The 20,279-nt window shown below is 72.8% G+C and carries 21 protein-coding genes; 11 read left to right on the top strand and 10 right to left on the bottom strand.

Going from position 1 to position 20,279, the window contains the following annotated elements:
• Positions 1 to 534 (top strand): biotin/lipoyl-containing protein (locus E6R62_RS32860; RefSeq protein WP_136217137.1); only part of this gene is annotated, 534 nt, incomplete at its 5' end.
• A gap of 159 nt (positions 535 to 693) precedes the next feature.
• On the opposite strand, the gene E6R62_RS32855 is transcribed toward E6R62_RS32860, so the two are convergent.
• Both E6R62_RS32855 and E6R62_RS32850 read right to left on the bottom strand, forming a co-directional pair.
• Positions 694 to 1,644 carry a DeoR/GlpR family DNA-binding transcription regulator gene (locus E6R62_RS32855; protein WP_136217136.1) on the bottom strand — a complete coding sequence of 317 codons (951 nt, stop codon included), beginning with the start codon at positions 1,642 to 1,644 and terminating at the stop codon, positions 694 to 696.
• A 175-nt stretch (positions 1,645 to 1,819) separates the two neighbouring features.
• The gene (locus E6R62_RS32850) at positions 1,820 to 3,259 is read right to left on the bottom strand and encodes an NAD(P)H-quinone dehydrogenase (protein WP_136217135.1); all 1,440 of its coding nucleotides are present in this window, start codon (positions 3,257 to 3,259) and stop codon (positions 1,820 to 1,822) included.
• Between the two features lie 220 nt (positions 3,260 to 3,479).
• Here E6R62_RS32850 and E6R62_RS32845 point away from each other — a divergent pair, with 220 nt between their 5' ends.
• The 3 genes from E6R62_RS32845 (at position 3,480) to E6R62_RS32835 (ending at position 6,790) form a co-directional block, all read left to right on the top strand.
• The gene (locus E6R62_RS32845; protein ID WP_136217134.1) at positions 3,480 to 3,917 is read left to right on the top strand and encodes a gamma-glutamylcyclotransferase; all 438 of its coding nucleotides are present in this window, start codon (positions 3,480 to 3,482) and stop codon (positions 3,915 to 3,917) included.
• Positions 3,918 to 4,273: 356 nt separating this feature from the next.
• Positions 4,274 to 5,080 (top strand): purine-nucleoside phosphorylase, encoded by an 807-nt coding sequence (locus E6R62_RS32840; protein ID WP_136217133.1) that lies wholly within the window; start codon positions 4,274 to 4,276, stop codon positions 5,078 to 5,080.
• A gap of 57 nt (positions 5,081 to 5,137) precedes the next feature.
• Positions 5,138 to 6,790, top strand: coding sequence for a phospho-sugar mutase (locus E6R62_RS32835; protein WP_136217141.1), 1,653 nt, complete (start codon positions 5,138 to 5,140; stop codon positions 6,788 to 6,790).
• Between the two features lie 507 nt (positions 6,791 to 7,297).
• Here E6R62_RS32835 and E6R62_RS32825 read toward each other — a convergent pair.
• From E6R62_RS32825 to afsQ1, 3 genes are read right to left on the bottom strand one after another with little or no spacing between them, the layout of a single operon-like run.
• A complete protein-coding gene (locus E6R62_RS32825; RefSeq protein WP_136217132.1) occupies positions 7,298 to 7,930 on the bottom strand; it encodes a hypothetical protein in 633 nt (210 codons plus the stop codon).
• Positions 7,920 to 9,413 (bottom strand): HAMP domain-containing sensor histidine kinase, encoded by a 1,494-nt coding sequence (locus tag E6R62_RS32820; protein ID WP_136217131.1) that lies wholly within the window; start codon positions 9,411 to 9,413, stop codon positions 7,920 to 7,922. Before E6R62_RS32820 ends, E6R62_RS32825 begins: the two co-directional genes overlap by 11 nt.
• The gene (afsQ1, locus tag E6R62_RS32815; RefSeq protein WP_180291024.1) at positions 9,410 to 10,087 is read right to left on the bottom strand and encodes a two-component system response regulator AfsQ1; all 678 of its coding nucleotides are present in this window, start codon (positions 10,085 to 10,087) and stop codon (positions 9,410 to 9,412) included. Before afsQ1 ends, E6R62_RS32820 begins: the two co-directional genes overlap by 4 nt.
• A 170-nt stretch (positions 10,088 to 10,257) precedes the next feature.
• Between afsQ1 and E6R62_RS32810 the strand changes: the two genes are divergently transcribed.
• Positions 10,258 to 10,950 carry a SigE family RNA polymerase sigma factor gene (locus E6R62_RS32810; protein ID WP_136217130.1) on the top strand — a complete coding sequence of 231 codons (693 nt, stop codon included), beginning with the start codon at positions 10,258 to 10,260 and terminating at the stop codon, positions 10,948 to 10,950.
• Between the two features lie 215 nt (positions 10,951 to 11,165).
• Here E6R62_RS32810 and E6R62_RS32805 read toward each other — a convergent pair whose 3' ends face one another.
• Positions 11,166 to 11,798, bottom strand: coding sequence for a uridine kinase (locus E6R62_RS32805; RefSeq protein WP_136217129.1), 633 nt, complete (start codon positions 11,796 to 11,798; stop codon positions 11,166 to 11,168).
• Positions 11,799 to 11,957: 159 nt separating this feature from the next.
• Between E6R62_RS32805 and E6R62_RS32800 the strand changes: the two genes are divergently transcribed.
• Positions 11,958 to 12,308 (top strand): hypothetical protein, encoded by a 351-nt coding sequence (locus tag E6R62_RS32800; protein WP_136217128.1) that lies wholly within the window; start codon positions 11,958 to 11,960, stop codon positions 12,306 to 12,308.
• A gap of 86 nt (positions 12,309 to 12,394) precedes the next feature.
• Here the strand turns inward: E6R62_RS32800 and E6R62_RS32795 are convergent, their stop codons facing one another.
• From E6R62_RS32795 to deoC, 3 genes are read right to left on the bottom strand one after another with little or no spacing between them, the layout of a single operon-like run.
• Complete coding sequence (locus E6R62_RS32795; protein ID WP_136217127.1) at positions 12,395 to 13,291, bottom strand: aldehyde dehydrogenase family protein; 897 nt, start codon at positions 13,289 to 13,291, stop codon at positions 12,395 to 12,397.
• Positions 13,284 to 14,726: an aldehyde dehydrogenase family protein gene (locus E6R62_RS32790; RefSeq protein WP_136217126.1), complete on the bottom strand. Its 1,443-nt coding sequence runs from the start codon at positions 14,724 to 14,726 to the stop codon at positions 13,284 to 13,286. The genes E6R62_RS32795 and E6R62_RS32790 overlap by 8 nt, the downstream gene beginning before the upstream one ends.
• A 7-nt stretch (positions 14,727 to 14,733) precedes the next feature.
• A complete protein-coding gene (deoC, locus tag E6R62_RS32785; protein WP_136217125.1) occupies positions 14,734 to 15,702 on the bottom strand; it encodes a deoxyribose-phosphate aldolase in 969 nt (322 codons plus the stop codon).
• Between the two features lie 291 nt (positions 15,703 to 15,993).
• Here deoC and E6R62_RS32780 point away from each other — a divergent pair, with 291 nt between their 5' ends.
• From E6R62_RS32780 to E6R62_RS32760, 5 genes are all read left to right on the top strand, one after another.
• On the top strand, positions 15,994 to 17,025 hold the full coding sequence (locus E6R62_RS32780; RefSeq protein ID WP_136217124.1) for a hypothetical protein: 1,032 nt from the start codon (positions 15,994 to 15,996) through the stop codon (positions 17,023 to 17,025).
• A 102-nt stretch (positions 17,026 to 17,127) separates the two neighbouring features.
• Positions 17,128 to 17,733: a class F sortase gene (locus tag E6R62_RS32775; protein WP_136217123.1), complete on the top strand. Its 606-nt coding sequence runs from the start codon at positions 17,128 to 17,130 to the stop codon at positions 17,731 to 17,733.
• A 25-nt stretch (positions 17,734 to 17,758) separates the two neighbouring features.
• The gene (locus tag E6R62_RS32770) at positions 17,759 to 18,388 is read left to right on the top strand and encodes a PH domain-containing protein (protein ID WP_136217122.1); all 630 of its coding nucleotides are present in this window, start codon (positions 17,759 to 17,761) and stop codon (positions 18,386 to 18,388) included.
• 69 nt (positions 18,389 to 18,457) lie between these two features.
• Positions 18,458 to 19,018, top strand: a complete 561-nt coding sequence (locus E6R62_RS32765) for a VanZ family protein (protein ID WP_136217121.1) — start codon at positions 18,458 to 18,460, stop codon at positions 19,016 to 19,018.
• 41 nt (positions 19,019 to 19,059) lie between these two features.
• Positions 19,060 to 19,266: a PspC domain-containing protein gene (locus tag E6R62_RS32760; RefSeq protein WP_136217120.1), complete on the top strand. Its 207-nt coding sequence runs from the start codon at positions 19,060 to 19,062 to the stop codon at positions 19,264 to 19,266.
• Positions 19,267 to 19,377: 111 nt separating this feature from the next.
• On the opposite strand, the gene E6R62_RS32755 is transcribed toward E6R62_RS32760, so the two are convergent.
• Entirely contained in the window at positions 19,378 to 20,160 is a 783-nt protein-coding gene (locus tag E6R62_RS32755) for a hypothetical protein (protein ID WP_136217119.1), read from the bottom strand.
• Positions 20,161 to 20,279 lie beyond the last annotated feature (119 nt).

Below are 20,279 nucleotides of genomic sequence, written 5' to 3'. Positions count from 1 at the left end.
GGCATGGCCACCGCCATCCCGTTCCACCGCGCGGTGGTGGTGGACCCGGCGTTCGCCCCGACCGACGGCACCCCGTTCAAGGTCCACACCCGCTGGATCGAGACCGAGTTCGTCAACGACATCCCCGCCTTCACGGCGCCCGCCGCCGAGGAGTCCGACGAGGAGCCGGGCCGCGAGACGGTGGTGGTCGAGGTCGGCGGCAAGCGCCTGGAGGTCTCGCTGCCGTCCTCGCTGGGCATGACGCTGGCGCGCACGGCCGCCGCCGGTGGCGCCAAGCCGAAGCGCCGCGCCGCGAAGAAGTCCGGGCCGGCCGCCTCGGGCGACACCCTGGCGTCCCCGATGCAGGGCACGATCGTCAAGGTCGCCGTCGAGGAGGGCCAGCAGGTCAACGAGGGCGACCTGATCGTCGTCCTTGAGGCCATGAAGATGGAGCAGCCGCTGAACGCGCACCGCTCCGGCACGATCGTCGGCCTCACGGCCGAGATCGGCGCCTCCCTCACCTCGGGCGCCACGATCTGCGAGATCAAGGACTGACCCACCCACGCGAAGGCCCCCGCCCAACCGGGCGGGGGCCTTCGCGTTGCCTCGATTGCGGCCCGGGCGGGCAGGCCGGCCCCGCCGGGGTATTCGGCCTCGCCGGCGTTCGAGGCGCGGGGGTGCGGGGTGCGGGGCGGGGCCCCGCCAGGCCCGGACTCAGCGCCGCCGCATGTCCGCCACCCGCCCCCGCTCCCCCGCCTGCTGCTCCAGCAACCCGGCCGGGGCGCTGCGCAACTGCGCGGTCGGGCCGCCCCGCCGCTGTACCGGCAGGGGCGACTCCCGCCGGGGCCGCCGCCCCGCCATACCGTCCCCGCCGGAGGCCGCCGCGCCGCCCGCGACCGTGATCTGCACGCCCTGGTCGGCCAGCGCCTGGAGCTCGGTGGCGGCCCGGTCGTCGTGCGGTGGCGGCTCGTCGGTGACCAGCCGTGTCATGACGTCCGTCGGCACGGTCTGGAACATGGTGTCGGTGCCCAGCTTGGTGTGGTCGGCGAGGACCACCACCTCCGCGGCGGCCTGCACCAGCGCCCGGTCCACGCTCGCGGAGAGCATGTTGGACGTGGACAGCCCCCGCTCGGCGGTCAGACCGCTGCCGCTCAGGAAGGCCCGCGACACCCGCAGCCCCTGAAGGGACTGCTCGGCACCGCTGCCGACGAGCGCGTAGTTGGAGCCGCGCAAGGTGCCGCCGGTCATCACCACCTCGACCCGGTTGGCATGGGCCAGCGCCTGGGCGACGAGCAGCGAGTTGGTGACCACGGTCAGCCCGGGAACCCGCGCGAGCCGGCGGGCCAGCTCCTGGGTGGTGGTACCCGCGCCGACGACGACGGCCTCGCCCTCTTCGACGAGGCCGGCCGCGACATCGGCGATGGCCGTCTTCTCCGCGGTGGCGAGATGGGACTTTTGCGGAAAGCCGGACTCCCGCGTGAAACCGCCCGGCAAGACCGCACCGCCGTGCCGGCGGTCGAGGAGTCCTTCTGCCTCCAGTGCCCGCACGTCCCGCCGTACGGTCACTTCGGAGGTCTGGACGACGCGGGCGAGCTCACGGAGCGATACCGCTCCGTTGGCCCGCACCATTTCGAGGATCAATTGGCGACGTTCTGCAGCGAACACGAAACTGACAGTAACCCGGGCGACCGACTGCTTTCAGCTCCTTCCGCCGGAATACCGAAGTTGTCCATAAGGTGGGGCGACAAGTGGTATACGCGGTCGGACAGTTGCGTGAACAGTCGGTCGCGTCCCCATCCGTCGCCCCAAAACCCTTGTGCAACAGGGCGGTTCGCGGCGGTTACGCCTCCCCGGCGACCTTCCGGGTGTGCAGCTGGCGCGCCACCTCGGCGATCGAACCGGACAGGGAGGGGTACACGGTGAACGCGTTTGCGATCTGCTCGACCGTCAGGTTGTTGTCCACGGCGATCGAGATGGGGTGGATGAGTTCGCTGGCACGCGGCGCGACGACCACGCCGCCGACCACGATCCCGGTGCCGGGGCGGCAGAACAGCTTCACGAAGCCGTCCCGGATGCCCTGCATCTTCGCCCGCGCGTTGCGCAGCAGCGGCAGCTTCACCACGCGGGCGTCGATCTTGCCGGCGTCCACGTCGGCCTGGGTGTAGCCGACGGTCGCGATCTCGGGGTCGGTGAAGACGTTGGAGGAGACCGTCTTGAGGTTCAGTGGCGCGACCGCGTCCCCGAGGAAGTGGTACATCGCGATCCGGCCCTGCATGGCGGCCACGGACGCCAGCGCGAAGACGCCGGTCACGTCACCGGCGGCGTACACGCCGGGCGAGGACGTGCGCGACACCTTGTCGGTCCAGATGTGCCCGGACTCCTTGAGCCGGACCCCGGACTCCTCCAGGTTCATGCCCTGCGTGTTCGGGACGGCGCCGACCGCCATCAGGCAGTGCGTGCCGCTGATGACCCGGCCGTCGGAGAGGGTGACCTCGACCCGGTCGCCGACCCGCTTCGCGGACTCGGCGCGCGAGCGGCCGATGACGTTCATGCCGCGGCGGCGGAAGACGTCCTCCAGGACGGCGGCGGCGTCGGGGTCCTCGCCCGGCAGCACCCGGTCGCGGGACGACACCAGCGTCACTCGCGAGCCGAGGGCCTGGTAGGCGCCCGCGAACTCGGCGCCGGTCACACCGGAACCGACCACGATGAGCTCCTCGGGGAGCTCGTCGAGGTCGTAGACCTGGGTCCAGTTCAGGATGCGCTCGCCGTCGGGCATCGCGTCGGGGATCTCGCGGGGGTGGCCGCCGGTCGCGATCAGTACCGCGTCGGCGGTCAGGATCGTCTCGGTGCCGTCGGCCGCGGTGACGATGACGTCACGGGTGCCGTCGATGCCCTGCGGGCCGCCGAGTTTGCCGCGGCCCCGCATGACGCGTGCGCCCGCACGGGTGACGGAGGCGGTGATGTCGTGCGACTGGGCGAGCGCGAGGCGCTTGACGCGCCGGTTCACCTTGCCGAGGTCCACGCCGACGACGCGCGCCGCCTGCTCGATGTGCGGGGTGTCGTCCGCGACGACGATGCCGAGCTCCTCGTACGACGAGTCGAAGGTCGTCATGACCTCGGCGGTCGCGATGAGGGTCTTGGAGGGCACGCAGTCGGTCAGTACCGAGGCGCCGCCGAGCCCGTCGCAGTCCACGACGGTCACCTCCGCGCCGAGCTGGGCGCCTACGAGGGCCGCCTCATAGCCGCCGGGTCCGCCGCCGATGATCACGATCCGGGTCACGAAAACTCCGCCTCAGGTCTACCCGGCCGGCTGCCGCCCCGGCCGGGGCTTCCGGGGGGTCTCCCCGGGGGATGCATTCCGTGCCCCATTGTCCCGCACGCTTCAAGGTGCTTCACGCCCGGTCCCGCCATCCCCTCCGCCGATCCGGTCGCCCCGGGTCGTCCCCGCCCCGACCATCCGGGCACGCCGCCCGGGCCGCCCCTCCCGTACCCTCGACCTCATGTCGCTCTACGCCGCGTACGCCGGCAACCTCGACCCGCGGCTGATGACGCGCCGCGCTCCGCATTCGCCGCTGCGCGGCACGGGCTGGATCAACGACTGGCGGCTGACTTTCGGCGGCGAGCAGATGGGCTGGGAAGGGGCGCTGGCGACGATCGTCGAGGCGCCGCGCCAGCAGGTCTTCGTCGCCCTGTACGACATCGCGCCGCTCGACGAGGACTCGATGGACCGGTGGGAGGGCGTCGGGCTCGACATCTACCGCCGGATGCGCATCCGGGTGCACACCCTGGACGGCGAGGAAGCCGCCTGGGTGTACGTCCTGAACGGCTACGAGGGCGGCCTGCCCTCCGCGCGCTACCTGGGCGAGATCGCGGACGCGGCCGAGTCCGCCGGCGCCCCGCACGACTACGTCATGGAACTCCGCAAGCGCCCCTGCTGAGCCCCGCCCGGCCCGGGCGGGGCGCGCCCCGCACTGCCCCCCGCTCCGGACCGCGGGCGGACCCACACCGCCACCGGCCTCCGGCCGCCCCGAGGCCCTCGGGCCGCCGGACCGGGTGGACGCCGCGGCGGAGGGGCCGGGGCGGAGCCCCAGGGGCCCTTCGTGCCGCGTCGGGGCGACCCCGGGCCGCTCCGCGGCCGGCCTCCGAAGGAGGCCGAGGGGCGCCCCCGCTCGAACGCCGGTGGAGCCGGTTTCGCCCCCCGGGGACGATTCGGCGGAAACGACAAGGCAACGATCCGAACACCGTGAGCTGTGCCATCTACGCGCGTAGGCCAGGAGCGGTTACGCTCGTCAGCGTGAACGCATCTGTTACCGACCCCTTCGCCGACGCCACCGCCGCGGCCGCCCGCCTGCGCGAGCTGACCGGCGCCGAAACCCACGATGTCGCCCTCGTCATGGGCTCCGGTTGGGCCCCCGCCGCAGAGGCGCTCGGTGCGCCCGAGGCCGAGTTCCCCGTCACCGAGCTGCCCGGATTCCCGCCCCCCGCGGTCGAGGGCCACGGCGGCAAGATCCGCTCGTACAAGATCGGCGACAAGCGCGCGCTGCTCTTCCTCGGCCGGACCCACTACTACGAGGGCCGCGGCGTCGCCGCCGTAGCCCACGGCGTCCGCACCGCCGTCGCCGCCGGTTGCAAGACCGTCGTGCTGACCAACGGCTGCGGCGGTCTGCGCGAGGGCATGAAGCCCGGCCAGCCGGTCCTCATCAGCGACCACCTCAACCTGACGGCCACCTCGCCGATCGTCGGCGCGAACTTCGTGGACCTCACCGACCTCTACTCGCCGCGCCTGCGCGCGCTGTGCAAGGAGATCGACGAGACCCTCGAAGAAGGCGTCTACGTCCAGTTCCCCGGCCCGCACTACGAGACCCCGGCCGAGATCAACATGATCCGCGTCATGGGCGCCGACCTGGTCGGCATGTCCACCGTCCTGGAGGCCATCGCCGCCCGCGAGGCCGGCGCCGAGGTGCTCGGCATCTCCCTGGTCACCAACCTGGCGGCGGGCCTGTCCGGCGAGCCGCTGAACCACGAAGAAGTGCTCCAGGCCGGCCGTGACTCGGCCTCGCGCATGGGCAAGCTGCTGACCCAGGTCCTCGCCCGTATCTGAGTCACCGTCCGAGAGGCCCCAAGAGGTACGAGAGGTAAGGCGGAAGTAGTGCAGGAAGTGCAGGACGACCTGATCACCCGGGCCCGGGCCTGGCTGGCCGAGGACCCGGACCCGGAGACGGCGGCCGAACTGGCCGAGCTCATCGAGGCCGGCGACACGGCGGGCCTCGCGGACCGCTTCTCCGGAATGCTGCAGTTCGGCACCGCCGGACTGCGCGGTGAGCTCGGCGCGGGCCCGATGCGGATGAACCGTGCCGTGGTCATCCGGGCCGCGGCGGGCCTCGCGGCCTACCTCAAGGCCCGGGGCCACGCCGGCGGCCTCGTCGTCGTCGGCTACGACGCGCGCTACAAGTCGGCGGACTTCGCCCGCGACACCGCCGCGGTCATGACCGGCGCCGGGCTGCGCGCGGCCGTCCTGCCCCGCCCCCTGCCGACGCCCGTCCTCGCGTACGCCATAAGGCACCTGGGCGCCGTCGCCGGCGTCGAGGTGACCGCGAGCCACAACCCGCCCCGGGACAACGGCTACAAGGTCTACCTCGGCGACGGCTCCCAGATCGTCTCCCCGGCGGACGCCGAGATCGCGGCGGAGATCGGGCGGATCACCACCCTCGACTCCGTGCCGCGCCCCGAGTCCGGCTGGGAGGACCTCGGTGACGAGGTCCTGGAAGCCTACCTGGCGCGTACCGACGCGGTCCTGACGCCCGGCTCCCCCCGGGGTGTGCGGACCGTCTACACGGCCATGCACGGCGTCGGCAAGGACGTCGTGACGGCCGCCTTCGCCCGCCACGGTTTCCCCGCCCCGGTGCTGGTGGCCGAGCAGGCGGAGCCGGACCCGGCCTTCCCGACGGTCGCCTTCCCGAACCCGGAGGAGCCGGGGGCGATGGACCTGGCCTTCGCGACGGCAGCCGAGGCCCACCCGGACATCGTGATCGCCAACGACCCGGACGCGGACCGCTGCGCGGTGGCGGTGCCCACCGAGGGCGGCGCGGACGGCGGCTGGCGGATGCTGCGCGGCGACGAGGTGGGCGCGCTGCTGGCGGCGCACCTGGTGCACAAGGGCGCCCGGGGCGTCTTCGCCGAGTCCATCGTCTCCTCCAGCCTCCTGGGCCGGATCGCGGACGCGGCGGGCCTCCCGTACGAGGAGACCCTGACCGGCTTCAAGTGGATCTCCCGTGTCGAGGGCCTGCGCTACGGCTACGAGGAGGCGCTCGGCTACTGCGTCGACCCCGAGGGCGTCCGTGACAAGGACGGCATCACGGCCGCGCTCCTCGTCGCCGAACTGGCCTCGGAACTCAAGGAGCAGGGCCGCACCCTGACCGACCTGCTGGACGACCTGGCGATGGCCCACGGCCTGCACGTCACCGACCAGCTGTCCGTCCGGGTCTCGGACCTGTCGGTCATCACCTCGGCGATGGCGGCGCTGCGGGCGCGCCCGCCGGTGTCGCCGGCGGGCCTGCGGGTCGTCTCGGCGGAGGACCTGAGCCGGGGGACGGAGTCCCTCCCGCCGACGGACGGCCTGCGCTACTACCTGGAGGGCGACTACAAGGCCCGGGTGATCGTCCGCCCGTCCGGCACGGAGCCCAAGCTGAAGTGCTACCTGGAGGTGGTGGTCCCGGTGGCCGAGGCCTCCGACCTCTCCGCGGCACGCACCCGCGGCCAGGAGATCCTGGACGCGATCAAGAAGGACCTCTCGGCGGCCATGGGCATCTGACCCGTCCGGCGCGCCCGACCCCCGGGCGCCCCGGCAGTCCCCGTACGCCCATCCGGCCCCCCGCGCCTCCCCGGCCCGGGGGGCCGTCGCCGTCCGTCCCGGGTTCCCCGCCCGCCCGGGGTCGACCTGGCCGTTGGCGGCAGGGGCCGCGCGATGACGGGCATGAAGAGCGCCGCACCGCAGAGCCGCAGGACCGTCGTCGTCACCGGAGCGGGTACCGGCATCGGCGGGCGACCGCCCGCGCCTTCGCCGCCGAGGGCGCCCACGTCGTCGCGATCGGCCGGCGGTCCTGGACGAACGCATCGCCGCCCAGACCGACGCCCGCGACCGCCTGGCAGTCGCCCTCCGGCAACACGTCCGGGCCGCGGGTCCCGGGGCCTGACCCCGGGCCCCGGCCGCGGTCGGCCGGCGACAGGGCCGGAAGACCCAGCCTCGTCGGGCCCCGGGACGCGGCGGGGCGGTCGGAGGGTTCGGGGCGGCGGGCCGGACCGCCGCGGGAACGGCGCGTCAGGAAGGCGACGGGCGGACCACGTCGCCCAGCGTCGGTACCGACTCGGGCCGCGAGCGGACGGCCTCGCTGCACTCCCACGTCCGCGGCGGATCGGCGTCCGGACCGCCCAGCACCACCGGCCCCGGGCCCGCCGACACCGCCTCGCTCTCCGAGAGCGTGCACACGATCTGCGACAGCGCGACCGGCGGCAGGTCCTCCGGCTTCCGGCTCAACCTGACCGTCCCCGCCGGGTCACCCGCCCGCGTCGGCGCCGCCGCCAGCCCGGCCGGGACCCCGGTCGTGAACCCGGCGTCCCGTTCCTCCGCCGACGGCTCCCGTTCCAGCGCCTCCAGCAGCGCCTGGGCCGCCAGCACCACGGGATCGCGCGCCGGCCGCTTCTCGGGCACCGGGACGACCCGCTCCACGCCCACGAGCTGCGACCCGCACACCAGTTCCACCGTCGCCCGGAACCCCGGCACCCCGCTCGGCTGCTGCCCGTTCGGCGGCGCCGGGGTGTCGCACGACACCCGCGAGGGCGCCGGGCCCACGTCCACCGGCACCGTCGTCGCCCGGATCCCACACCCCGACGTCACCGCCGTCACCGTCACCAGCAGCAGTGCCCCCGCCACGCGCCCCGCCCTACGCCTCACCGGCGATCACCTTTCCCACGTCCACCGGCAGCCGCAGCGTGAACAGCGCCCCGCCCTCGGCCCCGTTGGCGGCCGTGATGTCGCCGCCGTGGATGTGCGCGTTCTCCATCGCGATGGACAGCCCCAGCCCGCTCCCGTCCGACTTCGGCCGGGACGCGCTCGCCTTGTAGAACCGGTCGAAGACGTGCGGCAGCACTTCCTCCGGGATGCCCGGCCCGTTGTCCTTGACCACGATGAGCAGCCACTCCCCCTCCACCCGCACCGACACCCGCACGGGCGAGCCGCCGTGCTTGAGCGCGTTGCCGATGAGGTTGGCCAGGATCACGTCGAGCCGCCGCGGGTCGAGCCGCACCACGATCCCGCGCTCCGCGTCGAGTTCGACGGCGTCGAGCCACGCCCGTGCGTCGATGCAGGCCGTGACCTGGTCGGCGACGTCCACGTCGTCCAGGACCAGTCGCGCGGTCCCGGCGTCGAAGCGGGTGACCTCCATCAGGTTCTCCACCAGGTCGTTCAGCCGCCGGGTCTCGCTCACCACCAGCGCCACCGCCGGTGCGATCATCGGGTCGAGGTCGTCGACCTCTTCCTCCAACACCTCCGCGACCGCCGTCAACGCCGTCAGCGGCGTGCGCAGTTCGTGCGACATGTCCGCGACGAAACGTCGGCTGGCCTCCTCCCGCGCGCTCATGTCCGCGACCTTCTTCTCCAGCGCCTCCGCCGTCTTGTTGAAGGTGTGCGACAGATCCGCGAGCTCGTCGGTCCCCGACACGTCGAGCCGGTGGTCGAGTTCGCCCTCCCCGAGCCGTCGCGCCGCGTCGCCGAGGCGCTGCACGGGCTTGAGCACGGTCCGGGCGGCGGCCTGCGCCAGCAGCGCGGAGCCGAGCAGCGCGAGGCCGGTGGCGATGGTCAGGGACCAGCCGAGCGCGTTGAGGTCGTCGCGTTCCTGCGCGAGCGACTTGTACATGTATCCCGTCGGGCCGCCGCCCACGATCCGCGTCCCGCCCACCAGGTACGGGTTGCCGCGCGGCTTCGTCCGCTGCCAGTACATGTGGTACTGGGCGTCATTGGCGGCCGTCGTCTTCTGCTGGTCGTTCACCGCGTGCTGGAGGGACTTGGGTACGTCGTTCAGCCCGAAGGAGTCGGGGCCGGCCGCCCCGAACACCTTGCGTCCGTCCTTGAGTTCGTCCACGAGCAGCACGCTGTACCCGGGGCTGCTGCCCGCCATCAGCTCGGCGGTGCGCTGGAGCTCCTCGGGCGTCGGATCGGCGGGCAGCGCCGCGGCGCGGTTCTGCATCTCCTGACGGAAGTCGCCGAGCGCCGCGTCCTGGGTACGGGTGAGCACCGCCTCGCGGTTGAGCCAGTAGGCGATCCCCGACGCGGACACGGCGGCCGTCAGCGCGACGAGGGCGAACACCACGAGGAGCCGCAGCCGCAGACTCGTCCAGCGCCGTCCCGCGAACAGGCCGCCCAGGAACCGCTTGGTCACTGCGGGGAGTCCAGGCGGTAGCCGACACCCCGGACCGTACGGATCAGGGTGGGCGAGGACGGGACTTCCTCGACCTTGGCCCGCAGCCGCTGCACGCAGGCGTCCACGAGCCGCGAGTCACCGAGGTAGTCGTGCTCCCAGACGAGGCGCAGCAACTGCTGCCGCGACAGCGCCTGGCCGGGCCTGCGGCTGAGCTCCAGCAGCAGGCGCAGCTCGGTCGGGGTGAGTTGGAGGTCCTCGCCGTTCTTGGTCACCGTCATGGCGGCGCGGTCGATGACCAGGGACCCGAACACGGCGGAGTCGCTGGCCTCGCGTTCGCCGCGACGCAGCACGGCGCGGATGCGGGCGTCCAGCACGCGGCCCTGGACGGGTTTGACAACGTAGTCATCGGCTCCGGACTCCAGCCCGACCACCACGTCGATGTCGTCGCTGCGCGCGGTCAGCAAGATGATCGGCAGCTGGTCGGTGCGCCGGATGCGCCGGCACACCTCGAAGCCGTCGATCCCGGGCAGCATCACGTCCAGCACGATCAGGTCCGGCCGCTGCTCGCGCAGCAGTTTCAGGCCGTCCTCGCCCGTCGCCGCGGTGGCCACACGGTGGCCCTGGCGTGACAGGGAGAGTTCGAGGGCCGTGCGGATGGCGTCGTCGTCCTCGATCAGCAACAGGAAAGGCACGGGCTCATTCTGTCCCATCGGCCGTCGGGACTCGACCGTCCGTCGCACGCGGATGCGACGGCGGGCCGCTGTGACAGGGCTGTGACAGTCGCAGGACACCCCGGTTAAGTCGCGGGGGCAGGCTTCTACCAGAGACGGACCGAAGCAGACTCCACGACGGGGGGCGCGAGATGAACACGCTGCACAGCACCACGACCAGCGCGGTTGTCACGCGGCTGCACGATGCGAACCGCCGGGCGGGTGTCCGTACGGCGACGGTCGCCCGTCAGCGGCCGACGCATCCTGTAGCCATTGACGCGAACACGTACCAGGCGGTTCCCGCCCCGCGACTTCCTTCCGCCTCGGAGGCGGAATTCACGGCGTACGTGCAGGAACGCCGGGCCGCGCTGTTCGCGACGGCGTTCCACCTCACCGGCGACCGGTACGAGGCGGAGGACCTGCTCCAGAGCGCGCTGTTCTCGACGTACCGGGCGTGGGACCGGATCAGCGACAAGGCGGCGGTCGGCGGGTACCTGCGGCGCACGATGACGAACCTGCACATCAGCGCGTGGCGTCGGCGGAAGCTGAACGAGTACCCGACCGAGGAGCTGCCGGAGACGGCCTCCGACACGGACGCGATGCGCGGTACGGAGCTTCGGGCGGTGCTGTGGCAGGCGTTGGCCAAGATTCCGGAGCCGCAGCGGACGATGCTGGTGCTGCGCTACTACGAGGGCCGCACGGACCCGGAGATCGCGGAGATCCTGGGCATCAGCGTCGGCACGGTGAAGTCCAGCATCTGGCGGTCGCTGCGGCGGCTGCGCGAGGACGACGTCCTGAGCTTCGGCCGGGACGAGGCGGAGTCCTTCGGGGAACTCGTCGCCTGACGAAGACCATCGGGCCAGGGGGGCCCGTCCCACGGGGGTGGGCGGGGGCCGCGGGGGGGAAAGGCGGGATCAAGCGGCCGGGGGTCCGCATGATCCCGCCTTTTCGCATGCCCCGCCCCGGCGCCGGAGGACACCCGGCGCAAGCGCGCACCCGCAGGGTGGTCGGCGCGGCCGAGCGCACCGCCGCGGAGTCGGGAAGCGGTGGTGGGGTGGGGTCAGGCCGGGGTGGGGGTGCGGTGGCGGCCGGCCGCGCAGGCGGCCAGGCGGCCCAGGGCTTCGTCCCGCGCACACGGGTACGCGCCCAGCGCCGTGTGCCGCGCCACGATCCCCCGCTCCGCCCGCATCAGCCGCCAGCCCCTGCGCAGCAGGAACGGCACCGACTTGCGCCCCTCGCGCAGGTCGCGCGCCAGCCGCCGGCGGAAGGTGGTCGACGGACGCCCCCGCAGGCAGATCGCGTCCGCGAGCAGCCCCAGCTCCTGGCACCGGGCCACGATGTCGGCGGCGAAGATCCCCTCCGCGATGAACAGCGGGGTGCGGGCTATGTCCAGCGTCTCCGAACCCGTCCGCGAGGACGTCGCGATGGAGTACACCGGCACCTCGGTCCGCCCCGCCGCGCACAGTTCCGCGATCGCGGCGACCGCCGCGTCGGCGTCCCACGACAGCGGCGAGTCCCAGTCGATGTCCGAGCTGCCCTCGACCAGCGGCAGGGTCGGGTCGTCGCCCTCCTTGTAGAAGTCGTCCAGGCGCAGCACGGGCAGGCCCGAGCGGGCCGCGAGCGAGGACTTGCCGGAGCCCGAGGGCCCGGTCAGCAGGACGACGCGCGTGGGAAGGGGGGAGGAGGAGCTCACGGGTCACCAGTGTGAGGCATGACGACCCCTATGGGTACATCCGTGACGCGTCCTGCGAGCACTCTCACATCCGCCCGCACCGCACGGCCGGTTGGAAACCGCGCCCCGACCTCCACTACGCTGCGTGCGCACGCGACTACGACCACAGGCGGGAACCTCATGGCACGTCACGCAGCCCCCGGCACCGGCACCCTCCGTACCGCCGGCCTCACCCTCTCGATGGCCGGTGCGGCCCTGGCGATGGCCGCCGGCGGCGCGCAGGCGGGCGAACTCTCCGTCCCGGCGGCCCTGGCCGGTGTCACCGACCCGATCGCGAACCTCAAGGTGAACCCGCTGGCCCACACCGGGGTGGACCCCCTCGACAACGGCGTGGGTACGAAGGTCGCGGACTTCCCGGCGGTCGGCACCACCATGGTGACCGGCGTCCTGACCCAGGGCCCCTCGGTCGGCGAACTGCCCACCGCCGCCGCGAGCTCGCTCCTCGGCCCGCTGCTGCCCGCCGGGAAGTAACCGCGGGCGGTCCCACGACGCCGAAGGCCCCGACAGCGCGGGGGGGGGGCGCTGCCGGGGCCGGTTTCGCGGGCCGTCCTGTGGGACTAGTAGGACGAGCCGGACGCGCCCAGCGAACCCGTGGGGTGCCAGACCGTCTTGGTCTCCAGGAACGCCGTCATGCGGGACGTACCCGGGTCGGCGCTCCAGTCGTCCACAGGCTGTGGACGCAGAACGCGCTTGAGGTTGTCGGCCGCGGCGATCTCCAGCTCCTTGGCCAGCGCCGCGTCGGCGCCCGCCAGGTCGATCGCGTTGACGTCCTGGTGGGACGCCAGGTGCGGACCCATCTCGGCGGCCTTGCCGGACAGGATGTTGACCACACCGCCCGGCAGGTCGGAGGTGGCCAGCACCTCGCCCAGCGAGAGGGCGGGCAGGGGCGACTTCTCCGAGGCGATCACGACGACCGTGTTGCCCGTCGCGATGACCGGGGCGATCACCGAGACCAGGCCGAGGAACGACGAGTCCTGCGGGGCCACGACGGTGACGACACCGGTCGGCTCCGGGGTGGAGAGGTTGAAGTACGGGCCCGCGACGGGGTTGGCCGCGCCCACGACCTGGCCGATCTTGTCGGTCCAGCCCGCGTACCAGACCCACCGGTCGACGGCCGCGTCCACGACGGCCGCCGCCTTGGACTTGGACAGCCCCTCGGCCTCGCCGACCTCGCGGACGAACTGCTCCCGGCGCCCCTCCAGCATCTCGGCGACGCGGTAGAGCACCTGCCCGCGGTTGTACGCGGTCGCGCCCGCCCAGCCGCCGAACGCCTTGCGGGCGGCGACGACCGCGTCACGCGCGTCCTTGCGGGAGGACAGCGGGGCGTTGGCCAGCCAGTTGCCCTTCGAGTCCGTCACTTCGTACACCCGGCCGCTCTCGGAGCGGGGGAACTTGCCCCCGACGTACAGCTTGTAGGTCTTGAAGACGTTCAGACGCACAGAGGACTCAGACATCGAGGTAGGCCTCCAGACCGTGGCGGCCGCCTTCGCGGCCGAAGCCCGACTCCTTGTAACCGCCGAAGGGCGAGGTCGGGTCGAACTTGTTGAACGTGTTGGCCCACACCACACCGGCCCGGAGCTTGCCCGCGACCGCGAGGATGCGCGAGCCCTTCTCCGTCCAGATGCCGGCGGACAGGCCGTACTGGCTGTTGTTGGCCTTCGCGACGGCCTCGTCGGGCGTGCGGAAGGTCAGCACGGACAGCACCGGGCCGAAGATCTCGTCACGGGCGACGGTGTGCGCCTGGGTGACGTTGGTGAAGAGGGTCGGCGCGAACCAGTAACCGGCCGACGGCAGCTCGCACGCCGGGGACCAGCGCTCGGCACCCTCGGCCTCACCGGTCTCGGCGAGCGCCGTGATCCGGGCCAACTGCTCGGCGGAGTTGATCGCGCCGATGTCGGTGTTCTTGTCGAGCGGGTCGCCCAGGCGCAGCGTGGACAGCCGGCGCTTGAGGGAGTCCAACAGCTCGTCGTGGATCGACTCCTGGACCAGCAGGCGCGAGCCCGCGCAGCAGACCTGGCCCTGGTTGAAGAAGATGCCGGTGACGATGCCCTCGACGGCCTGGTCGATGGGGGCGTCGTCGAAGACGATGTTGGCGCCCTTGCCGCCCAGCTCCAGGGTGGCCCTCTTGTCCGTACCGGCGATCTGGCGGGCGATGGCCTTGCCGACCGCGGTCGAGCCGGTGAAGGCGACCTTGTTGACGTCGGAGTGCCCGACGAGCGCCGCGCCCGCGTCCCCGTAGCCCGGGAGGATGTTGACGACGCCCTTGGGCAGCCCCGCCTGACGGCAGATGTCCGCGAAGAACAGGGCGGACAGCGGGGTGGTCTCGGCGGGCTTGAGGACGACCGTGTTGCCGGTGGCGAGCGCCGGGGCGATCTTCCAGGCCAGCATCAGCAGCGGGAAGTTCCACGGGATGACCTGACCGGCCACGCCCAGCGGGCGCGGGTTCGCGCCGTAGCCGGCGTGGTCGAGCTTGTCGGCCCAGCCCGCGTAGTAGAAGAAGTGCGCGGCGACCAGCGGGAGGTCCGCGTCGCGGGTCTCCCTGATCGGCTTGCCGTTGTCCAGGGTCTCCAGGACGGCCAGCTCGCGGCTGCGCTCCTGGATGATCCGGGCGATGCGGAAGAGGTACTTGGCGCGCTCGGAGCCGGGCAGCGCGGACCACTTCTCGAAGGCCTTGCGGGCGGCCTTGACGGCGCGGTCGACATCGGCGGCGCCGGCCCGGGCGACCTCGGAGAGGACTTCCTCGGACGACGGCGAGACGGTCTTGAAGACCTTGCCGTCGGCGGCGTCGGTGAACTCGCCGTCGATGAAGAGCCCGTAGGAGGGGGCGATGTCGACGACCGAGCGGGACTCGGGAGCCGGTGCGTACTCGAAGAGGGAAGGCTTGTTCATGAGGGTCTCAGTCCACCGTCACGTAGTCGGGACCGGAGTAGCGCCCGGTGCTCAGCTTCTGGCGCTGCATCAGCAGGTCGTTGAGCAGGCTGGAGGCGCCGAAACGGAACCAGTGGTTGCTCAGCCAGTCCTCGCCCGCGGTCTCGTTGACCAGGACCAGGAATTTGATCGCGTCCTTGGTGGTGCGGATGCCGCCGGCCGGCTTCACACCGATCTGGATTCCGGTCTGCTCCTTGAAGTCGCGGACGGCTTCGAGCATCAGGAGGGTGTTGGCGGGGGTCGCGTTGACGCCGACCTTGCCGGTGGAGGTCTTGATGAAGTCGGCGCCCGCGATCATGCCGATCCAGGAGGCGCGGCGGATGTTGTCGTACGTGGAGAGCTCGCCGGTCTCGAAGATCACCTTGAGGCGCGCCTCGGTCCCGTCGGGACGTACGCACGCCTCCTTGACGGCCTTGATCAGCTCGTACGTCTCCAGGTAGCGGCCGGCGAGGAAGGCGCCACGGTCGATGACCATGTCGATCTCGTCGGCGCCCGCGGCGACGGCGTCACGGGTGTCCGCGAGCTTGACGGGCAGCGCGGCACGGCCGGCCGGGAAGGCGGTCGCGACGGAGGCCACCTTGACGTCGGCGCCGTTCAGCGCGGCCTTGGCGGTGGCCACCATGTCCGGGTAGACGCAGACCGCGGCGGTCTTGGGCGTCGTGCGGTCGGTGGGGTCGGGGTTGACGGCCTTGGCGGAGAGCGCCCGCACCTTGCCCGGGGTGTCCGCACCCTCAAGCGTGGTCAGGTCGATCATCGAGATGGCCAGGTCGATGGCGTACGCCTTGGCCGTCGTCTTGATCGAGCGGGTGCCGAGGGAGGCCGCGCGGGCCTCCAGTCCGACTGCGTCTACGCCGGGCAGCCCGTGCAGGAAGCGGCGCAGCGCACTGTCGGACGTCGTCACGTCGGCGAATGCGGTGAGGGTGGTGGGCATGGTCACCAGATGAGCATATCTACGCGCGTAGCGACATGTCACCCCCCGCCGGTGCACATCTGCGCGCGACCTCCCGCATCCGGGCGCGGTGGGCGTCCGGGCGCGGCTCGCCCTGCGGACCGCTGACCTCCGCTTTTGCTGTTACACGGCATGGACGGAAAGCCCACGGCGCCGTCGAACACGATCCGTAAATTTCTCTTCGGCAGCCCGCCAGACCTCACCGGTGAAAGCCCGACAGGGAAAAACGCGGGCATGCGACTCTCCCCCTTTCCCGCGACAATGCTTCCCGGAGTCGTCATGCGTTCCGTCATCCGCACCTCGATCGTCACCGCCGCCCTCGCCGGCGCCCTGCTCGCACCGGCCGCGACGGCGCTCGCCGTGCCCGCCCCGCAGACCGCCGCGGGGGCCGGGGCGACCGGATCGGCGTCGGACGACGGCCGCTACGCGGGCGAGCCGGTCTACATCGGCGAGGGCCTGGTCGCGGTACTGCGCAACAAGGCCGAGGGTCCCGAGGCGTGGATCCGCGCCGTGGGCCCGAACTGGAAGCCGGGCGACGACTACATGGTCCGCGTGGTGGCGGTCGTGGACCGCACGCACCCGGCTCTGACGGCCGACGGTCTACGGCTCAAGCTCACCAAGGCCGACACCGCCGCCCCGGTGCTCGTCGTCACGACGGACGGGGTGGCCAGGTCCTACCCGCTGCCGAAGGGCAAGACCGGCCCGGTCTGCGGGACCGAGGCCAAGCAGGTCGCCCTCGGCGGGGCCTTCTTCGCCGACGTGTCCATGTCCCCCGCGGGCCCGGAGGTCACCATCCGGACGGACGTCACCGACGACTGGCGCCACCTGGACCGCACCTTCCCCGCGCTGCCCGCGTCCGACGGCATCATCGCCCGCATCGTCAACCCGAGCGGCGCCGCGCCCATCTTCGAGTGGAAGGCCCAGGGCGGTGACACGCCGCTCGGGCACACCTCCTTCCCGACTCTGCCCAAGGGCTGCGAGCCGGACTACAAGGTCACGGAGGACCAGGGCGCCGACAAGCCCGCGCCGAAGCCCACCCCGTCCGCCACCGCCACGTCCGCCACCGCCACGTCCTCCACCAGGCCGGCCGCCCTGCCGGCCGCCCAGGCCGGCGTCAAGCCGGTCGCCGACGTGAAGCCGCAGGCGGGTGCGCAGACCGCGGTCGTGCCCCGGGGTGGGGTCGCCGCCGGGGCCGAGATCGCCGCCGAGGACACCGGCGACGCCACCACCGCGGCCGCCGGCGTCGGACTGGCCGCCGTGCCGGCCGCGGTCGGGGCCGCCTTTCTGATCCGCCGCCGCGCCCGGCGCTGACGCGTACGGCGCGCCCTTCCCCGACCTGCCTCCGGCGGGCCACCTCCGCGGTGGCCCGCCGGCCCTCGTTTCCCCGGAGCCCTCGTTTCCCCGGAGCCCCCGATGACCCACCGCGCACGCCCGCTCCCGGCCGCCGTACTCCTCGCCGCCGCCCTGACCGGCTGCGGCGGCGCCGGCACCGCTGGTTCCGTCCCCGCCGCGCCGCCCGCCGTCACCCCCACGGCCGCGCCCGCCGCCCCGGCGACGGCCACGCCCCTGCCCGCCTCCGCGCCCGTACGCGTACGCATCCCCTCGGCAGGGGTGGACGCCTCCCCCGTGCTGCGACTGGGCCTGGCCGCCGACGGCACCGTCGAGGTGCCGTCGGTCTCCGACGGGGACAAGATCGGCTGGTACACCGAGGGCGTCACCCCCGGTGAGACCGGCCCGGCCGTGCTGATCGGGCACTTCGACACCGTCCGCGGGCCCGGGGTGCTCAAGGACGTCTCGCGCGTCCGCACCGGCGACAAGATCAGCGTCACCCGGGCCGACGGCGGTACCGCGGTCTTTCGGGTGCGCGAGCTGGAACAAGTCGGCAAGAAGACGTTCCCCACCGTCAAGGTGTACGGGAACACCACCCACCCGGAGCTGCGCGTCATCACCTGCGGCGGCGAGCTCACCGACGGCCACCGGCCCGACAACATCATCTTGTACGCCGATCTCGTCGGCTGAGACGGCGTGAGGCAGAATCGGGCGCATGAGCAGCCAGCAGCCCGCCGCCGAGCCGGTCTACGCCGACCGCGTCTACCGCTCGTCCATGGCCATCGCGACCGGTGTACTGACCCTCGCGATGATCGTGTGGCTGTGCGGGGACGCCGTGCTGTACGGGGACGGCAGGACGCGTTGGATCGGACTGGCCGTCGCCCTCTGCGCCGTGCCGCTGACCGTCGCGTTCACCATCCGGCCGGCCGTCTTCGCCAACGAGGACCGGATGCGGGTCCGCAATCCGTTCCGGGTCATCGAACTGCCCTGGGGCTCCGTGGACGCGGTGCGCGCCGGGTATTCGGCGGAGGTGCTGGCGGAGGGCGAGAAGTACCAGCTGTGGTCGGTCCCGGTGTCCCTGCGCGAGCGCAAGAAGGCACAGCGCCAGTACGGCCGGGGCGTGGAGACGGCCGCCAAGGGGCCCGAGCGAACGGCGGGCGCGGTCACGCAGGGACCGCCGCGGGCCCTCGCCGACAAGGTCGTGGACGAGTTGCAGGAGCTCGCCGAACGCGGGGCGGCGCGCGAGAGCGCCCGGGGCGACGTCGAGGTCCGGTGGTCGTACGAGGTCATCGCACCGGCCGTGGCGGGCGCGGTGCTGCTGATCGTGCTGCTCGCCCTCCTGTAGGACGGCGTGCGTCCCGTCACACCGGAACGGGGCGGAACCGCGGCTACCGGGCGCTGCGTCCTCGCAGGTGTGCAGCGTCATGAGGCCGGCGACACCGCCGCGACAGCCATCCACCTCCGACTCCGGCTCGTCGGCGGGGCCCTGCTGGCAGCCCATCTGCTCCTCGTCGGCTGGCTCACCCTGCGGCCGCTGGACGTGCCCTGGGCGGCGGCGGCGAACCTGACTCCGCTGGAGGGCATCCGGACGGACCTGGCCTACGGGCCACTGGAGGCGGCCCGCCGGATCGGCGGGGACCTGGCCCTGCTGGCACCACTGGGGGTGCTGTTGCCGCTGGCCGGCGGACGGCTCGCGCGCTCACCGCTGGCGGCGTGGTCCTCGCTGGCCCGGACGGGGGCCGCGGCCACGCTGCTCTCGCTGAGCATCGCGATGCTGCAGACCGCGGTGCCCGGGCAGGTCGTCGACGTCGACTCGGTGCTGCTGAACACGGCCGGTGTGCTGCTCGTGCACGCGGCGGTGGTGCCGGCGCTGCGGTCCAGGCTGCGGCGTTCTCAGGGGCCCACCCCGAGAATTACCAGGGTCGACGTGGGCCCCTGGACCGAGGTTCTGTCGGCGGTTCCCCGCGAGTATTGAGGCATCGCAAGAAAGCGATCCCGAGATACGAGGAGAAAACCATGAGCGCGATCACCCGCCCCCGTGACGGCCGGATGATCGGTGGCGTCTGCGCCGGTCTCGCGCGACGGTTCGGGATGAAGGCGCGGACGATGCGGATCATCTTCGTCCTGTCGTGCCTGCTGCCCGGCCCGCAGTTCCTGATCTACCTGGCGCTCTGGCTGCTGCTGCCGAACGAGAAGGCGGGCGCGGGCGCGACCGCCTGGTAGACCGGGGCGCCGGTAGCCCCGACCGCCTGGTAGACGGGACCGTCTGGTCCACCCGGACCGTCCCTTGAACCGGGCCGCCCGCGGCCCGGGCCGGATGTCGCCCGCGGCCGCTCAGTCGGCCTTGCGGATCTTTTCGAGCTGCTTGTCGGCCACCTCTTGCGGCACCTGCGCCTTCTTCGCGGCGTCGGCCACGTTGAGTGCCATCAGCCGCACGACCGTGGCGCCCTGGCGCACGACGACGAGGTGGACCTGCGCCGAGACGCCCGCGGCGGTGGCCGTGGTGGTCCAGCTGACGTTCTCGTCGCCGCCGGTCTTGTACGCCAGGGGCTTTACGTCGCGGTAGCTGCCGGTCTGCTTCTGGACGGTGGCGGTGAAGCCCGTACCGCATTCGGCGACGGCGTCGCGCAGCCGGTCCATGAGGTGCTCGGCGTCGGCCTCGGCGTAGGCGCTGACCGAGGCGGAGATGGCGAGGCCCACCTGCTTCTGCGAGCCGACGCCCCGGTTGACGGTCTCCTTGGCGGCCGGGTCGGGCTTGTCGCCCATGACGTCGGCGAGGGGCTGGCAGGCCTTGCGGTCGGCCTGGGGCTGGCCCGAGGGTGCGTTCGGGTTCTTGCCCTGCGCAGAGATCTGGTAGCCGTCGAGGTCGCCCTGTTCCAGCGCGGACCGCTCCAGCTTGCTCGCGGCGCTCTTGGGGGAGGCCGGGGCGGGCGGGGCCGCGGAGCCGGCGGGTGGCGGCGTGGCGCGCGGCGAAGCCGGCGCCTTCGCGTCGGGGGCCGTGCCGGGACCGTCGGCGGCCCCGCCGCAGCCCGTGGCGGCGAGGAGGAGGGCGGGGAGCAGGGCGACGCCCGCCGTCCGTGTCCACGTCCGTGCCGTGAACCGTGCCTTCATGCGCATGACCGAGACCCCAAACACCTTGCTTCGGCGGGCAGTTGCCGGTGATCGTGGCACACCGCGCGGCGTGGCGCACACCGGTCGAAAAGGTGTGCGCCACCGGTGCGCGCGTGCGGGTGACC

It is taken from the genome of Streptomyces sp. A1136, assembly GCF_004795055.1.
In the GTDB taxonomy this organism is placed as follows: domain Bacteria; phylum Actinomycetota; class Actinomycetes; order Streptomycetales; family Streptomycetaceae; genus Streptomyces.
Note: the sequence above shows the minus strand (reverse complement) of the source record. Positions and strands in the feature narration are given on the sequence as shown.

Coding starts and splice junctions, on each gene's coding strand:
- E6R62_RS32845 (WP_136217134.1), top strand. CDS start 3,480: ATGTCGCTCTACGCCGCGTACGCCGGCAACCTCGACCCGCGGCTGATG.
- E6R62_RS32810 (WP_136217130.1), top strand. CDS start 10,258: ATGAACACGCTGCACAGCACCACGACCAGCGCGGTTGTCACGCGGCTG.
- E6R62_RS32800 (WP_136217128.1), top strand. CDS start 11,958: ATGGCACGTCACGCAGCCCCCGGCACCGGCACCCTCCGTACCGCCGGC.
- E6R62_RS32795 (WP_136217127.1), bottom strand. CDS start 13,291: ATGTCTGAGTCCTCTGTGCGTCTGAACGTCTTCAAGACCTACAAGCTG.
- E6R62_RS32790 (WP_136217126.1), bottom strand. CDS start 14,726: ATGAACAAGCCTTCCCTCTTCGAGTACGCACCGGCTCCCGAGTCCCGC.
- E6R62_RS32780 (WP_136217124.1), top strand. CDS start 15,994: ATGCGTTCCGTCATCCGCACCTCGATCGTCACCGCCGCCCTCGCCGGC.
- E6R62_RS32775 (WP_136217123.1), top strand. CDS start 17,128: ATGACCCACCGCGCACGCCCGCTCCCGGCCGCCGTACTCCTCGCCGCC.
- E6R62_RS32770 (WP_136217122.1), top strand. CDS start 17,759: ATGAGCAGCCAGCAGCCCGCCGCCGAGCCGGTCTACGCCGACCGCGTC.
- E6R62_RS32760 (WP_136217120.1), top strand. CDS start 19,060: ATGAGCGCGATCACCCGCCCCCGTGACGGCCGGATGATCGGTGGCGTC.
- E6R62_RS32755 (WP_136217119.1), bottom strand. CDS start 20,160: ATGCGCATGAAGGCACGGTTCACGGCACGGACGTGGACACGGACGGCG.